The 15,279-nt window shown below is 61.5% G+C and carries 14 protein-coding genes; 6 read left to right on the top strand and 8 right to left on the bottom strand.

Translation table 11 applies throughout. From position 1 onward, the window contains the following. Positions 1-97: 97 nt before the first annotated feature. Entirely contained in the window at positions 98-853 is a 756-nt protein-coding gene (gene rpsB, locus DD235_RS04045; RefSeq protein ID WP_109060724.1) for a 30S ribosomal protein S2, read from the bottom strand. A 222-nt stretch (positions 854-1,075) separates the two neighbouring features. Here rpsB and map point away from each other — a divergent pair, with 222 nt between their 5' ends. Genes map through DD235_RS04030 form a run of 3 tightly spaced genes read left to right on the top strand, consistent with a single transcriptional unit; the run spans position 1,076 to position 5,025 of the window. Then, positions 1,076-1,885 carry a type I methionyl aminopeptidase gene (map, locus tag DD235_RS04040; protein WP_109060723.1) on the top strand — a complete coding sequence of 270 codons (810 nt, stop codon included), beginning with the start codon at positions 1,076-1,078 and terminating at the stop codon, positions 1,883-1,885. Between the two features lie 27 nt (positions 1,886-1,912). Further along, positions 1,913-4,528: a [protein-PII] uridylyltransferase gene (locus tag DD235_RS04035; RefSeq protein WP_109060722.1), complete on the top strand. Its 2,616-nt coding sequence runs from the start codon at positions 1,913-1,915 to the stop codon at positions 4,526-4,528. A gap of 5 nt (positions 4,529-4,533) precedes the next feature. After that, positions 4,534-5,025, top strand: a complete 492-nt coding sequence (locus tag DD235_RS04030; protein ID WP_162300416.1) for a disulfide bond formation protein B — start codon at positions 4,534-4,536, stop codon at positions 5,023-5,025. Positions 5,026-5,076: 51 nt separating this feature from the next. Here DD235_RS04030 and purF read toward each other — a convergent pair whose 3' ends face one another. The 5 genes from purF to DD235_RS04005 form a co-directional block, all read right to left on the bottom strand. After that, a complete protein-coding gene (gene purF, locus DD235_RS04025; protein ID WP_109060720.1) occupies positions 5,077-6,591 on the bottom strand; it encodes an amidophosphoribosyltransferase in 1,515 nt (504 codons plus the stop codon). 12 nt (positions 6,592-6,603) lie between these two features. Further along, a complete protein-coding gene (locus DD235_RS04020; protein ID WP_109060719.1) occupies positions 6,604-7,125 on the bottom strand; it encodes a CvpA family protein in 522 nt (173 codons plus the stop codon). Then, a complete protein-coding gene (locus DD235_RS04015) occupies positions 7,122-8,042 on the bottom strand; it encodes an SPOR domain-containing protein (RefSeq protein ID WP_109060718.1) in 921 nt (306 codons plus the stop codon). Before DD235_RS04015 ends, DD235_RS04020 begins: the two co-directional genes overlap by 4 nt. Before the next feature lie 60 nt (positions 8,043-8,102). After that, positions 8,103-9,431: a bifunctional tetrahydrofolate synthase/dihydrofolate synthase gene (gene folC / locus DD235_RS04010; protein ID WP_109060717.1), complete on the bottom strand. Its 1,329-nt coding sequence runs from the start codon at positions 9,429-9,431 to the stop codon at positions 8,103-8,105. A gap of 82 nt (positions 9,432-9,513) precedes the next feature. Continuing rightward, positions 9,514-10,233 carry an ABC transporter ATP-binding protein gene (locus DD235_RS04005; RefSeq protein ID WP_109060716.1) on the bottom strand — a complete coding sequence of 240 codons (720 nt, stop codon included), beginning with the start codon at positions 10,231-10,233 and terminating at the stop codon, positions 9,514-9,516. Between DD235_RS04005 and DD235_RS04000 the strand changes: the two genes are divergently transcribed. Beyond that, positions 10,232-10,873, top strand: coding sequence for an arylesterase (locus tag DD235_RS04000; protein WP_109060715.1), 642 nt, complete (start codon positions 10,232-10,234; stop codon positions 10,871-10,873). The two genes, DD235_RS04005 and DD235_RS04000, sit on opposite strands and share 2 nt — an antisense overlap. A 21-nt stretch (positions 10,874-10,894) precedes the next feature. On the opposite strand, the gene DD235_RS03995 is transcribed toward DD235_RS04000, so the two are convergent. Beyond that, positions 10,895-12,856, bottom strand: a complete 1,962-nt coding sequence (locus DD235_RS03995) for a SurA N-terminal domain-containing protein (protein WP_109060714.1) — start codon at positions 12,854-12,856, stop codon at positions 10,895-10,897. Between the two features lie 62 nt (positions 12,857-12,918). Here DD235_RS03995 and ugpQ point away from each other — a divergent pair, with 62 nt between their 5' ends. Next, positions 12,919-13,668 (top strand): glycerophosphodiester phosphodiesterase, encoded by a 750-nt coding sequence (ugpQ, locus tag DD235_RS03990; protein ID WP_109060713.1) that lies wholly within the window; start codon positions 12,919-12,921, stop codon positions 13,666-13,668. 31 nt (positions 13,669-13,699) lie between these two features. On the opposite strand, the gene DD235_RS03985 is transcribed toward ugpQ, so the two are convergent. Then, positions 13,700-14,431 (bottom strand): pseudouridine synthase, encoded by a 732-nt coding sequence (locus DD235_RS03985; protein WP_109060712.1) that lies wholly within the window; start codon positions 14,429-14,431, stop codon positions 13,700-13,702. 27 nt (positions 14,432-14,458) lie between these two features. Between DD235_RS03985 and DD235_RS03980 the strand changes: the two genes are divergently transcribed. Then, positions 14,459-15,031: a chorismate--pyruvate lyase family protein gene (locus DD235_RS03980; RefSeq protein WP_420810442.1), complete on the top strand. Its 573-nt coding sequence runs from the start codon at positions 14,459-14,461 to the stop codon at positions 15,029-15,031. Positions 15,032-15,279: the final 248 nt, after the last annotated feature.

Here is a 15,279-nt window from a genome sequence, read left to right as displayed (position 1 = left end):
GGGCAGATGCATGTTGCACCCACCCGACACGAAACGAGCCGGTGCACCTGTTTGGTTACCGGCTCGACATTCAGCAACCAGAATACCCTGCAGGGGCTCAGGCTTCTTCCTGGCTCACTTCGACGAACTCTTCAGCGCCGTCGTCGGCGAGTTCTTCGACCAGACCCTGCACAGCCTGTTCACGGCCGGCGATGATGGCATCAGCCACGCCACGGGCATACAGGGCGATGGCACGTGCCGAGTCGTCGTTGCCGGGAATGACATGGGCCACGCCGTCGGGCGAGTGGTTGGTATCGACCACGGCGACGACCGGGATACCCAGCGTACGGGCTTCGGCCACGGCGATCTTGTGGTAACCGACGTCGATGACGAAGATGGCGTCAGGCAGCGTGGTCATATCCTTGATGCCGCCGATCGACTTGTTCAGCTTTTCGAGTTCGCGCTGGAACAGGAGCGCTTCTTTCTTGCTCATGCGCTCGGTGCCGCCTTCTTCCTGCAGCGCTTCCATGTCTTTCAGGCGCTTGATCGAGGTCTTGACCGTCTTGAAGTTGGTCAGCATGCCACCCAGCCAGCGGCTGTCGACATAAGGCACGCCTGCACGCTGGGCTTCTTCGGCGACGATGTCGCGAGCAGCGCGCTTGGTACCGACGATCAGCACCGAGCCACCCTTGGCAGCGATCTGCTGGATGAACTTGGTGGCTTCCTGGAACTTGGCAACCGTCTGTTCGAGGTTGATGATGTGGATCTTGTTACGCTGACCGAAGATGTACTGAGCCATCTTGGGATTCCAGTAACGGGTCTGGTGGCCGAAATGGACACCGGCTTCGAGCATTTCACGCATGGACACGGACATAATGTTCTCCGAGGGTTGGGTCCTGCAACACACCCGTATCGACAAGCCTGACACAAGATCAGCCTGCGACACCCTGGTTGGTGTGCTGCGCTATTTGCCGCAAGATCGCGGCGACACTATCTGCAGCCTTTCTCTGATCGACTGCACTTTACCCACAAAAGCATGCTTTCGCAGGCAAGACTATAATTCTACTATCTTCTTTCAGAAACACTCAAGTCCATTATGTCTCTGGTTACCGATTCCGCCGAACTCGACCAAATGCGTGCCGCCTGCCAGGCTGCCGCCCAGGTTCTTGACTATATTGCGCCCTTCGTACAGCCCGGCGTCACCACGCTGGAGCTGAACGAACTGTGCCGCGCCTATATGACGGACGTGCTCAAGGTCAAATCGGCCACCATCGGCTATGCCCCGCCTGGACACACCCCCTATCCCGGCCACGTCTGCATCTCGGTCAACCACCAGATATGCCACGGCATTCCCAACGACAAGAAACTCAAAAAAGGCGACAGTCTGAACATCGACGTGACCGTCATCAAGGATGGCTGGTTCGGCGACACCAGCCGCATGTTCTATATCGGCGAACCGTCCATCCTGTGCAAGCGTCTGGTCGAGACGACCTATGACTGCATGTGGCTGGGTATTCAGCAGGTGCGTCCGGGGGCCACGCTGGGCGATATCGGTCACGCCATCCAGCAGCATGCCGAGGCCCAGGGCTTTTCAGTGGTTCGCGAATTCTGCGGTCACGGCGTGGGCCGCCAGTTCCACGAAGATCCGCAGGTACTGCACTACGGCAAGCCGGGTACCGGTGTACGCCTGCAGGAAGGCATGATCTTCACCATCGAGCCAATGATCAACGCCGGTCGCCGCGAACTGCGCCAACTGGCCGACGGCTGGACCATCGTGACCCGCGACCACAGCCTGTCGGCGCAATGGGAGCACTGCGTGCTGGTCACCGCAACCGGCTACGAAGTCCTGACCGTTTCGCCCGGCATGCTGCCCCCGCCGGCCTTCATTCAGAAAACAGGCGCCTGACGGCCACTCTCTCTCCCAGGAGCCGACATGCAGACCCCCTCCCACCTTTCCCTGCCCCTGTCGGACCTGCGCAAGGCGCTGCAGGACAGCCGGGCAGCCGCCATCGAAGTCTTCCGCCAGCAGCGCCAGCCCAATGTGCTGCTGCGCAGCCTCTGCCGCATCGTTGACCAGACCCTGCGCGGCCTGCTCCAGATTCACCCCCTGCCCGCCGGCTCGACACTCGCGGCCCTCGGCGGCTACGGCCGTGGCGAACTGTATCCGTACTCGGATATCGACATACTGATTCTCCTGCCCAGGGCACCGGACGCACAGGCGGAAACCGCCATCGGCGAATTCCTGACCGCCATGTGGGACATCGGTCTGGAACCCGGCCACAGCGTGCGAACCATTGATGAGTGCATCAGCGAGGCACGTGGCGACATCACGGTTGAAACCGCCCTGCTCGAATCACGCTGGATCGCCGGCAGCCGCAATCTGATGCGCGATTTCAGCCAACAGATACACCAACATCTGGATGCTCCGGCCTTTTTCCTCGCCAAGCGTGCCGAAATGCGGCAACGCCACAGCCGTTTTCGCGATACACCCTACTCGCTCGAACCCAATTGCAAGGAATCCCCCGGCGGCCTGCGCGACTTGCAGGTCATTCTCTGGATGGCTCGCGCCGCCGGATTCGGCGATAACTGGCGGGCCATCGCCCGGGCTGGCCTGCTCACGCCCCAAGAAGCCCGCGACCTGAACCGGGCCGAGCAGGCCTTCAAGCGGCTGCGCATCGAACTGCATCTGCTGGCCCGCCGACGCGAGGATCGCATCCTGTTCGACTGGCAAAGTCAGCTGGCCACCGTCTATGGCATCGAGCCCAGCCCCACACGTCGCGCCAGTGAACTGCTGATGCAGCGTTACTACTGGGCAGCCAGACTGGTCACGCAACTCAATACCATCCTGGTGCAGAACATCGAAGAACGGCTGTTTCCGCGTCCGGACGAACCCGCCATCCCCATCGACGACAGTTTCTGCAGCGTGCACCAGCGACTCGACATCTGCCGCGATGATGCCTTCGAGCGCAAGCCCGCGCTGCTGCTGCGAGCCTTTCTTGTGATGCAGCAGCACCCCGAACTGCAGGGCATGTCGGCCCGTACCTTGCGCGCCCTCTGGCACAACCGTGACCGGATTGACGCGCAGTTCCGCAGCAATCCGATCCACAAGAAGATTTTCCTGCAGATCCTGCAGCAGCCTCGTGGCATCGTGCATGCACTGCGCGATATGACCATGCTCAACATTCTGCCCCGCTTCATTCCGGCCTTTCGCCGGATCGTCGGGCAGATGCAGCATGACCTGTTTCACGTCTATACCGTGGACCAGCATACGCTGATGGTGATTCGCAATCTGCGCCGTTTCACCATGCCGGAACATGCCCCCGAACATCCGCTGGCCAGCCAGCTGATCAATGACTTCAGTCGTCACTGGCTGCTCTATGTCGCCGCCCTGTTTCATGACATTGCGAAGGGGCGTGGCGGTGATCACTCCGAACTGGGTGCGCGCGAGATCAAGCGCTTCGCACGCGAGTTCGGCCTGGCCCCCGCCGATGCAGAGCTGGTCGAATTCCTGGTCCGCCAGCATCTGAGCATGTCCAACGTGGCACAAAAGCAGGACCTTTCCGACCCGGACGTGATCCACCGCTTTGCGGCCCTGGTCAAGACCAAGCGCCAGTTGCAGGCGCTTTACCTGCTGACAGTCGCCGACATCCAGGGCACCAGCCCCAAGGTATGGAATGCCTGGAAAGGCAAACTGCTCGAAGATCTTTACCGTGCAGCGCTGGCCATTCTGGGCGGCGCACGCCATAACCGCTCGTCGATGCTGCACAAGCGCCGCCAGGAAGCCGAAAAACTGCTGCTGCAGACCGGACTGCCGGCACACACCTGGGATACGCTCTGGGACAAGCTCGATACCGGTTATTTCCTGCGCCACGAAAGTGACGAACTGTCATGGCACGCCCAGCAACTGCATGCCGGTGGCAAGCTGGCCGACACCCCCGTGGTGCGGGCCCGAGCCACCGAACATGGCGAAGGGCTGCAAATTCTGGTCTGGATCCGCGACGTGGCCGACCTGTTCGCACGTATTTGCGCCTACCTGGACCGCAGCCGTCTGAGCATTCTCGATGCACGCATCCACACGACACGCGATGGCTGGGCACTGGACAGCTTCATCGTGCTGCCGCTGGATGAGGAGATCGCCCCACAAGCGCTGGCAGCCGAGATCGAACAGGGGCTGGGTGAAACACTGGCACAGTTGGTCGGCACGGCACCGCAGCCAGCCAGTGTGCCTGATGGATCGCAACGCCGACCACCGCAGTCGCGCCGCTCACGCACCTTCCCTATCGCACCGCAAGTGGAACTTCACCAGGACGAGCAGGGTCAATTGTGGAGACTGTCGCTGACTGCGGCGGATCGGCCCGGGCTGCTGCATGACGTCGCCCGTATTTTCGGGGCACACGGACTCAATCTGCATACTGCCAAGATCATGACGCTGGGCGATCGGGTCGAGGACGTCTTCGTCCTGAGTGGTGCCGCTTTCGAAAACCCCAGACAATGCCGGCAGTTGGAACGCGATCTGCGCACCGTCATGTCTGCCGAATCCATGTCATAACGAGAATAACCATGCTGCAAAACCGAACGATCTATCTGCTGATTTCCCTGCTGTCCCTGGCCGCCGTGGGCGCGGCGCTGATTTCGCAGCATGCCTTCGACATGCTGCCCTGCGCCTGGTGCGTACTGCAGCGTCTGATCTACCTGGGAATCGCATTGTGGGCCGGACTGGCCTGGGCATTTGGCAAGGAGCGTGGTGGCCGCCCCTGGCTGGCCTGCGGCGGCATCCTGGTTCTGTCCGGTGCCGGCATTGCCTCAGCCTGGTTCCAGTACAGCGTGGCCTCGCAGTTGTTTACCTGCGACATGACGCTAGCCGACCGCATCATGCGTGCGACGGGGCTCGATGAAAGCATGCCTGGTGTCTTCGGCATCTACGCCAGTTGCATGGATGCCGCTGTCGAATTCCTGGGAATGGAATATGCACTCTGGAGCCTGAGCCTGTATGCAGTACTGGCAGCACTGGCAATTGCAGGACTTGTTCGGAAGCATTCCACCTGATGAACGAGATTGCAGGGCAGCACCCACTGGATCGCTGCCCCGCCTGTTCGATCAGTTATCGTTGGCTGCGTAGCCCATGTTGAACTGCAGGCCACTGGCCTCGTCTTCAAGGTCCTGGGTACGACCGGTAGACAGGCGCTTCAGGTATTCGGCCGTGATATCGCCCGTGACGTAATCGCCGTCGAAGCAGGACGCATCAAAGCGGTCGATGGCAGGATTGATTTCGCGCACTGCCTGCTGCATCGAAGCAATATCCTGATAAATCAACGCATCGACCCCGATCTGACGGGCGATCTCTTCGTCACTGCGACCCGTGGCGATCAGATCCTTCTGATCCGGCATGTCGATGCCGTATACATTCGGGAAGCGCACCGGCGGCGCAGCCGAGGCAAAGAACACCTTGTTGGCACCGGCATCACGAGCCATTTCGACAATTTCACGGCTGGTCGTACCGCGAACGATGGAGTCATCGACCAGCAGCACATTCTTGCCCTTGAACTCCACGCCGATGGCATTGAGTTTCTGGCGCACTGATTTTTTGCGGACGGCCTGCCCCGGCATGATGAAAGTGCGACCGACATAGCGGTTCTTGATCAGGCCTTCGCGGTAATTCAGGTTGAGCCTGGAAGCCAACTGCATGGCTGCCGGCCGCGACGAGTCGGGAATCGGCATCACAACATCGATGTCACCCAGGCGCATATTGCGCGCCACCTTGTCAGCCAGATGCTCGCCCATGCGCAGGCGGGAACCGTATACCGACACGCTGTCGATCAGCGAGTCGGGACGGGCAAAATAGACATACTCGAAAATGCAGGGTGACAGTTGCGGCTGATCCGCGCACTGACGGCGCGTCACCTTGCCATCGAGACTGATGAAGACAGCTTCGCCGGGCGCAACATCACCCTGCAGCACAAAGCCATTGCCTTCGAGCGCCACGGACTCCGACGCCACCATCCACTCGGGACCGGCCTCGGTATCATGACGGCCCAGACACAGCGGACGGATACCGTTGGGATCGCGGAAAGTCAGCAGGCCGTAGCCCGCAATCTGTGCTACCACTGCATAGGCACCGCGCACGCGACGATGCAGGCCTGCCACGGCATTGAAGATGGCATCCTCGTCGAGTGTCTTGCCGTGCACCGACTCCTGCAGCTCATGCGCCAGCACATTAAGCAGCACTTCGGAGTCGGAATTGGTGTTGATATGGCGCTGATCGACGGCAAACAGCGATTCGCGCAGTTCACGCCAGTTGGTCAGGTTGCCGTTGTGGGCGAAAGTGATGCCGAACGGTGCGTTGACGTAGAAAGGCTGAGCCTCTTCGACACTGTTGGAACCCGCTGTGGGATAGCGCACATGACCGATCCCGCTGTTGCCCGGCAGCGATCGCATATTGCGGGTGCGAAACACGTCGCGCACCAGACCGTGCGCCTTGAACATGTTGAAATTCTTGCCGTGGGCGGTGGCAATGCCGGCCGCGTCCTGACCGCGATGCTGCAGCAGCAACAGACTATCGTACAGCAGTTGGTTCACGGGACCGCGTCCAACCACGCCTACAATTCCACACATGATAAATTCGCCTCAGATTTCTGTTTGAGCAGGTACGACTGGCTGCGGATACGGCAGCCAGTCAGCCACCGAAGCCGGTAGCCAGTTTTTGAGATGCAGGATGGCCCGCACGGTGCTGTCCGCAAACAGCGAATCGCGCCACCAGGGTTCCTGCGGCAAGGGGGTGTAACCCGCCAGGGCTACCAATGCCAAGATGATCAGCAGACCGCGCAGGAATCCGAACAGCGCACCCAGCCCACGGTCGGTAGACGTCAGTCCGGTCTGGCGCAGGATCGCACCGATGGTCATGCTGACCAAGCCGACCACGATAAGTACCACAATGAAGACACTGCCATAGGCCAGCGCCATGCGCAGCAGCGTGAATTCGATGACACTGGAAAGCCAGTCATAGACCATCGGCCCCCACAGGATAGCCATCACAAACGCCAGCGCATACGCAGCCAGCGAGAGGGTTTCCTTGACCAGGCCACGTACGGCCCCCAGCAGGCTGGAGGCGATGAGAATGGTCAGCGCGACGAAATCGAAGCCGGTCACTGTGCGGTAATGAAACTGTTGTTGTAGCCCAGCGTACGCAGGCGGGTCTGAGCCGCCTGTGCCGCGTCCCTGGAAGAGAATGGCCCCACGCGCAGCCGGAAAGCCGGTTTGCCATTGACCATGACGCGCTGCACGAAGGCATTGGTCACGCCGGCCTCGTACAGATTGCGGCGCCGGGCCTGGGCATCCTCGTCGGTGGAATAGGCCGCGATCTGCAGCACCAGCTTTTCCTGGCTGGCAGCAGGCGCAGCGGCCTGGCTCGTACCACGGCGCTGTGCCGCCAGACGTGCCGCTGCCGCATCGGGGTCACGCGCTTCCAGCAGCGAGGCAACCAGGGCCTCCTGGTCATCCGCCGGTGCGGTATTGCGAGCCGGCGGCGTACTGGGCTGCGTAGCCGCAGCGGGTGGCGCATTGGTAGTTGGCGGCGTCGTGCGCGCCGGTTGCTGAGCCTGTGTGGCAGTCGCCGAATTCTGTGCGGGCGTACGGGGCGGCTCGGCGGCAGACTGTGCCGGCACAGCCGCTGGCGGCGTCGAGGGCTGGGCAGTTGCCGGCGCAGTCTGAACCGGTGCCGCTGCAGCACTTGCATCGGGATTTGCCGTTGCAGCATTGCTCTGGGCCGACGGCTCAGGCATGCCAAGACCTGCCGTGGCAGCCGTTCCGGCACTTGCCAGGGGTGGCAGTCCGGTGCCGCGCTCGGGAATCGCGATGATATCGTCAGGAATGGGCACGGGCTCGGAATCGAGCACCATGGGCAGCACGATAATGGCCGCCAGTACCAGCGTAACCGCGCCGATCAGGCGCCGTCGTGCCTTGATCCGCAACTCATTGGCCTGCACTTCGCTGGACATCGGAACACGCCGGGGCGTGCCCTCATGGCCATCCTCGGGTGCTGCGCCTCGACGACTGAAAAAACCCATGTATATCCCTTACTGGCTGGATGCCGCAGCCATCCGTAAAACCCGAACCTGCATGCTGGCCTACGCCTTGCGACCCAGCAATTCGAGCACGGCAGCCACGGTCAGGAAAGAACCGAACACGACGATTCTATCACCCTCGCCAGCCGCTTTTACAGCCGCTTCCCAGGCCGATGCCACGTCGTCATGCGCGGTAACGGAATGATCCTCAGTGTTGCCTGATTGCGTCGCAGGAGACACATCCTGAAGCATCTCCACCAGTTTTTCGCCGCGCATGCCACGCGGCCCGCCCAGCGTGGCGCAGTGCCAGTGGTCGATCCGCTTGTCCATGCGCTGCAGGACGGTACGCGCATCCTTGTCGGACAGCATGCCGATCACCGCATGGGTATAGGGATGAAACCCCATGTTGTCGAGGTTTTCAGCCAGAACGGCGGCAGCATGGGGATTGTGGGCAACGTCCAGGATCACCAGGGGCTGCCCCGGCAGGATCTGGAAGCGTCCGGGCGGTGCTGCCTGCAGCAAGCCCTGGCGCACTGCCTGCTGAGGTACGGGCAGACGATCCTGCAGGGACTCCAGTGCAGCCAGCGCAGCCGAGGCATTGAGTAATTGATTGGCTCCGCGCAGCGCCGGATAGGCCAGCGCATTGCGGCGTTGCTGACGGCCACCGTAGCGCCATTGCTGCCGGTCGCCCGAGTAATTGAAATCGTGCCCGAAGCGCCACAGGTCGGCTCCGATGGCTGCGGCATGCTCAACCAGCGAATCCGGCGGAACCGGGTCGGCACAGATTGCCGGCCGGCCAGGTCGATAGATGTGCGCCTTTTCCAGTCCGATGGCTTCGCGGGTCGAACCCAGCCAGTCGGTATGATCGATATCGACGCTGGTGATGATGGCGCAGTCGGCATCAATGATATTGACGGCATCCAGACGGCCACCCAGACCGACTTCCAGCACAACGGCATCCAGATTGGACTGCGCGAACAGGCGCAGGATCGCCAGCGTCGTGAATTCGAAGTAGGTCAGCGAAATGTCGCCGCGCGCGGCCTCAACGGCACGAAACTGTTCGATCAGGGCGGCATCGCTGACCGTCTCGCCATTGATGCGGGCGCGTTCGTTGAAGTTCAGCAGGTGCGGCGAGGTATAGAGCCCGACCCGATAGCCTGCGCACAACAGGATGGATTCGAGCATGGCACAGGTCGAGCCCTTGCCGTTGGTCCCACCGACGATGATGCGCACGCATGGCAGGTCGAGTTGCAATGCCTGCGCGGCCTGTTTGACACGCTCCAACCCCAGTTCGATGGCTTTTGGGTGCAGTGATTCAAGATAGCCCAGCCATGCATCCAGGCCGGCGGTCGCGTCGGGCGCGGCCAGATGATCGGAACAGGTAGAAGACATGAGGTTGTTGCTGTGATGGACGGGCCGATTTTAGCAGGGTATGCCTTGTTAAACACGCGCCAAGGCCAAGGATATGCACGGGCTAGCCCTGTACCTGCCTCCCGGCTTCCAGCACCAGCTGCCGGTCGCAACGTCGGGCCAATCCCAGATCGTGGGTGACCAGCACCAGCGTGGTGTGTCGTTCGGCCTGGAGCGCGAACAGCATGTCGATCACACGGGCACCGGTCTCGCTGTCGAGACTGCCGGTGGGCTCATCGGCGAAAAGAATATCGGGCTGCACCACAAAGGCGCGTGCCAGCGAGACACGCTGCTGCTCGCCGCCCGAAAGCGTGGAAGGATAATGACTCAGGCGATGTTCCAGGCCCACGCGCTGCAGCATGGCTTCAGCCTCACCTCGGGCTGATCGTCCCAGCAATTCAAGTGGCAGCATGACATTTTCGAGCGCTGTCAGGTTGGGCAGGAGCTGAAAGGACTGAAAAACGAAGCCGACATGGCGTGCCCGCAAGCGGGCGCGGGCCTCCTCGTCCATCCCCGTCAGATCATGCCCGGCCAGTGTGATCCGACCCGCCGTCGCCACATCCAGGCCGGCCATCAGCCCCAGCAGCGTGGACTTGCCGGAGCCTGAGCGGCCCGTCACGGCAAGAGACTCACCTGCGTTTACCGAGAAGGAAATATCTGCCAATATGTCCAGCGGCGGCTGGCCTGCCTCCTGGATCGTGCGCCGCAATGCAGAGACCTGCAATACTGGCTGGCTGGCTGTACGCTGTGTTTCGCCCCAACTGCTGTCTTTCGGAGTATTCATGCGTTTCCTGTCAAGAATCATGTCCATCTGGCTGCTATGCGTGGCCTGGTTGCCCGCTTCTCACGCCCAGACCGCGCCGGGGCCGACCATTCTGGTGGTGGGCGACAGCCTGTCGGCCGAATATGGCATTGCGCGCGGTACCGGCTGGGTGGCATTGCTCGAAGAACGGTTGCAGACTGATTTTCCAGCCTATCGCGTGGTCAATGCCAGCATCAGTGGTGACACCACACAATCCGGGGTCAACAGGCTGCCGCCATTGCTGCAGCGCCACCAGCCTGCAGTCGTGATCGTGGAACTGGGTGCCAATGATGCCCTGCGCGGCCTGCCGCTGGACAGCACCCGCGATAACCTCATGACCATGAGCAAACAGGCCCGGGCCGCAGGCGCACAGGTTGTGGTGGTGGGCATGGAAATCCCGCCCAATTTCGGCCCGGAGTATGCTGCCCAGTTCCGGCAGCTGTTTCGCGATACTGCCACGCAAACCGATGCCGCACTGGTGCCATTTTTGCTTGATGGCATCGCCACCGAACGGCGCTGGTTCCAGGACGACGGTATTCATCCTACCCGGGAAGCCCAACCCCGCTTGCTGGACAATGTCTGGCCGGCGCTGCATTCTCTGCTGACACCGGCCGGGCATTGACATTTTTCAGCGATCCGAAGGTCAGACCGTATCGTCGTCCTGACCTTCGATGGCATCGCTGGCTGCCGGCAGCACTTCTACCTGGTACTGCTTGCGCAGCGCCTGCAGCAGCGCCTGATCCTGGGCCTGCGACCAGGCATCACGCAATTCATTCTTGAGCAGCGCCACATCGTTGTCCGACATCAGCGCTTCGCCCACGGCATTGACGCGCACCAGCACCTGATCATCACCGTCCTGCACGCTGGCATAGACCGGCAGCACATCGGTCGCCGGAGCCAGCATGGCGGCCTGCAGCACCGTACCCGGCAGCGCATTGCCAGACGCATCACGGCCACCCTGGCGGGTAATATCGATCGCCTCGCCAAACACTTCGGCCTGATCCTTGCCTTCCTTGAGTTCGGTCAGCAGTTTCTGGGCCTGCGCCTGAGCCGCCTGGACAGCCTGCTCCTGCACCAGCGTCGCACGCACGCGATCCTGCACCTCTGCCAGAGCCGGAACATGCTCGGGCTTGAGTTCATCCACGCGTACCACCACCATGGTATCGGGAGAAATTTCGATCAGGCCGGAGTTGGAGCCTTCACGCAGTACTTCCTGGCTGAACAGCGCCTGGCGCACACGCGGATTGTCCAGCAGCGGACGATCGGCGGCAGGCACCGTGTTGCCTTCGAGCAATTCGGTACGGGCGATGCCATCTGCCTTGCGGATCTGCAGTTGCAGCGCATCGGCAGCAGGTTGCAGGCTGTCACGCTGCTCATAGATCAGACGCGTCAGCGTGGTCGCCATGTCGGCAAAGCGCTGGGCCGCCACCTGCTGGCGAATATCCTGCTCGATTTCGGCACGGATCTCTTCCAGCGGTTTGACCTGCTCAGGCTCATATTGAGTCAAACGGAGGATATGAAAGCCGAAGGGGCTCTCGATCACACCGGAGATTTCGCCAGGCTGCAGCCCATAGACCGCATCCTCGACCGAGTTGAACAGAGTATTGCGTGCGATCCAGCCCAGGTCGCCACCCTGCCCGGCCGAACCCGGATCCTGCGAACGGTTGCGGGCCATATCTGCAAAACCCTCGGGATTGGCACGAGCTTCCTGCAGCAGCGCATCGGCTTCGGCACGCGCCTTGGCCTTGGTCGCCTCATCAGCCCCCGAAGGCAGCGTTACCAGGATATGGCTGGCGCGACGACGCTCGGGACGGGTGAACTGCGACTTGTTCTGAGCGTAGTAATCGGCGATGTCCTGGTCGGTCACCGTCACGCCCTGCGTAGCGGCCGGCTCATCCAGTACCAGGTATTCGATGGCAACCTGTTCGGGCTGGCGCAAAGCATCCTGATTGGCATCGTACCAGGCCTTGATCTGCGCTTCGGTCGGTTCGCTGCTGCCCACGAAATCCGCTGCCGCGATCCTGTGCAATTGCACATTGCGCTGTTCGCGGTAGGCCTTCTCGACACGGTTCGCTACATCGGCCGGCACCTCGGCGCTGGCGTTGACGGGGTCCAGGACACGAGCCAGGGCCAGCGTGGAGCGCATGCCGTTTTCGAAGGCCTGCGGCGTCATGCCTTGCTGGGCCAGCGCATCACGGTAGCGTTCGGGCGAGAAACGACCATCGTCGCCCTGCACAAACGGCAGCGATGCGATTTCGCGACGCAGGGCTTCGTCGGACACGTTGAGCTTGGCATCTGCAGCCAGCATGGCCACCAGTCGCTGGTCGATCATGCGATTGAGCAGGGCTTCGCGCATCTGCGGCGTGTCGATCAGGGCAGGATCAAACTGGTTGCCCAGCCGATTCATGTAGCGATCCAGCTCGACGCGACGAGCCTGGTCGAACTCGGCCTGCGTGATGGATTGCTGGCCCATCTTGACCAGCTCGACATCGTTTGAAATAAACGTGGTGTAGCCTTGGACGCCGACGAAAACGAAGGACGGCAGAATCAGAATCAGCAGGATGAACTGCAGCCAGCGCTGATGATTGCGTATGATGTCAAACATGGATGGATTCGAGACTTGGGTCCGGTAGAAAAAAACTTCGCTGAGTGTATCATCAACACGCCATGAGACCATTGCCTAATTGGCCCTACCCCTTCTGGATAGCACATCGCGGCGGCGGCCGCCTGGCCCCCGAAAACACCCTGGCGGCCATGCGCACCGCTGCACGCCTCGACTACTGCATGGTGGAATTCGATGCCAAGCTCAGCCGGGACAACCATGTGATCCTGCTGCACGATGACACCCTGGCACGCACCACAGGCGATGCACGCCCGGCTGCTCAGGTTGACTACCTCGACCTGGCGCGACTCGATGCGGGGGCCTGGTTTGCCAGCGAATTCGCTGGCGAGCCGGTACCGTTGCTCGAATGGATTGCGCGCCACAATCTGGCCAATGGCATCGCCTGCAACATCGAGATCAAGCCCTGCCCTGACCGCGAAACCGAAACCGGCACGCTGGTTGCCCGCGAGGCGCTGCGGCTGTGGGATGGTGCCACGCCGCCACCGCTGCTGTCGTCCTTTGCCGAGGCAGCCCTGGAAGCTGCCCGCGCCGAAGCGCCCACCCTGCCCCGTGCCCTGCTGCTGGAAAACCTGCCTGCAGACTGGCGCCTGCGCGCCGCGCGGCTGGAATGCATCGCCATCCATCTCGATGCACAGTGGCTGGACGCCCGCGTAATTGCCGATATCCATGCAGCCGGCCTGCGCGCCGTGGCCTGGACCGTCAACGATCCCGAGCAGGCCCGAGCACTGGCGCGCTGGGGTGTGGATGGCATCGTGACCGACGCGCTTGACAGCATGGCGGTGCAACAGGCCTGAGCGGGCTGCTGCGCCGCCTCTTCTGCACAAATCAGATAAAGGACTCTTCGGGCCGCAGGTAACGCCATTGTCCCTGCGGCAGATCACCCAGCATCACTTTGCCGATGCGAATGCGCTTGAGCCCCACCACTTTCAAGCCAACCAGTTCGCACATGCGCCGGATCTGGCGCTTCTTGCCCTCCCTCAGCACAAAGCGCAACTGATCCTGATTCTGCCAGGCCACCTGCGCCGGGCGCAGCGCCTTGCCATCCAGCGACAGACCGTGATTGAGCAGCGCCAGGCCTTCGGGCGACAGCCTTCCCTGCACACGCACAAGATACTCTTTGTCGGTCGTGGAGTCCTCACCGATCAGTTGCCGGGCAATGCGACCGTCCTGCGTCAGTACCAGCAGGCCCTGTGAGTCGATATCAAGTCGTCCCGCCGCCGCCAGCCCGCGCAGATGGCTACGTTCGAAGCGCCAGTGGGCCGGGTCGGCACGCCAGTGATTCTCCGGAACGATCAACGTGACGGCCGGCTTGTAGCCATGTTCGGCCTGCCCAGACACATAGCCGATTGGCTTGTTCAGCAAAATGGTGACCTGTCGTGCCTGGGTGCGCCGAGCCTGGGTATCCAGCTCGATTTTCTGCGTCGGCAGCGCGCGCTCGCCCAGCGTCGCCACCACGCCATCGACCTTGACCAGCCCTTTCTCGATATAGGCATCGGCCTCGCGGCGGGAACACAGCCCCCGGTCGGCCAGGATTTTCGATACTCTGATTTTTTCCATGGGCGATAATGTAACCCCATGAAGAACGTGAATGCACCTGTTTTCGCCGACCTGTGGCGTCCGCACCCTGCCCCCTCCCTTCCCCGGTCCCATCGTCTCTGGCTGAGCCGTCCCGGTGCCCTGACTGCCGGCCTGCGCCAACTGGGCACAGTAGAGTTGAGCGTGCTGAGGGAATGCGTGGAGCCTGCCCCTGCCGAAGAGGCCTGTGCATTGGGGATTCACCCACGTGCGCCTATCTGGGTGCGTGAAATATTGATGCGTATTGATGGGGTCCCATGCGTGGCGGCCAGAAGCTGCACCCCATTGCAACATTCCAGGGGGATCTGGCAGGCCATGCGGCGACTGAAGAACCGGCCGCTGGCGGACATGCTTTATCACGACCCGACGGTAACCCGATCTGGTTTTGCCGTGGCCCGGCTGGATGGGCGATCCGGGTTGTATGGGGTTGCAGTGAGTACAGATTCGCCAAAAATGGAACCGGGGCGTCCCGGAGAAATACCTCTGTGGGCCCGACGATCAGTGTTCTGGCGAGCGGGCGCGGGATTGGTGGTCGCCGAGTGCTTCCTGGCGGGTTTCTGGACCTTGATCCCAAAGCCATAAAGATGCCAGCAATCAAAATAAAATGGCAAAGCACTGATGCAGGCGGCAGGAAACACCCCCCTCCTGCTGGCAAGTACTTTTCAGTCGCCCGCTTCTCCGATGACTCGAAGTGGCAGGATCATGCCTGGAGCGTTGTGTTTCAGCTTTCCCGCCATGAAACGGTAGAAGGTCATGATTTCAGCTCGGGAACCGTCGAGTTCCTGATGCCGGATGCGCCAAGACACAAATTTGACATCCTTCGATATTTA

The sequence above is a fragment of the Corticimicrobacter populi genome (assembly GCF_003123725.1).
Lineage (GTDB): Bacteria > Pseudomonadota > Gammaproteobacteria > Burkholderiales > Burkholderiaceae_B > Corticimicrobacter > Corticimicrobacter populi.
The sequence above is the reverse complement of the archived record's forward strand: the minus strand, read 5'-3'. Positions and strand labels throughout refer to the sequence as shown.

Coding starts and splice junctions, on each gene's coding strand:
- DD235_RS04000 (WP_109060715.1), top strand. CDS start 10,232: ATGCGTTTCCTGTCAAGAATCATGTCCATCTGGCTGCTATGCGTGGCC.
- purF (WP_109060720.1), bottom strand. CDS start 6,591: ATGTGTGGAATTGTAGGCGTGGTTGGACGCGGTCCCGTGAACCAACTG.
- ugpQ (WP_109060713.1), top strand. CDS start 12,919: ATGAGACCATTGCCTAATTGGCCCTACCCCTTCTGGATAGCACATCGC.
- DD235_RS04015 (WP_109060718.1), bottom strand. CDS start 8,042: ATGGGTTTTTTCAGTCGTCGAGGCGCAGCACCCGAGGATGGCCATGAG.
- rpsB (WP_109060724.1), bottom strand. CDS start 853: ATGTCCGTGTCCATGCGTGAAATGCTCGAAGCCGGTGTCCATTTCGGC.
- DD235_RS03985 (WP_109060712.1), bottom strand. CDS start 14,431: ATGGAAAAAATCAGAGTATCGAAAATCCTGGCCGACCGGGGGCTGTGT.
- DD235_RS03995 (WP_109060714.1), bottom strand. CDS start 12,856: ATGTTTGACATCATACGCAATCATCAGCGCTGGCTGCAGTTCATCCTG.
- map (WP_109060723.1), top strand. CDS start 1,076: ATGTCTCTGGTTACCGATTCCGCCGAACTCGACCAAATGCGTGCCGCC.
- DD235_RS04005 (WP_109060716.1), bottom strand. CDS start 10,233: ATGAATACTCCGAAAGACAGCAGTTGGGGCGAAACACAGCGTACAGCC.
- folC (WP_109060717.1), bottom strand. CDS start 9,431: ATGTCTTCTACCTGTTCCGATCATCTGGCCGCGCCCGACGCGACCGCC.
- DD235_RS04035 (WP_109060722.1), top strand. CDS start 1,913: ATGCAGACCCCCTCCCACCTTTCCCTGCCCCTGTCGGACCTGCGCAAG.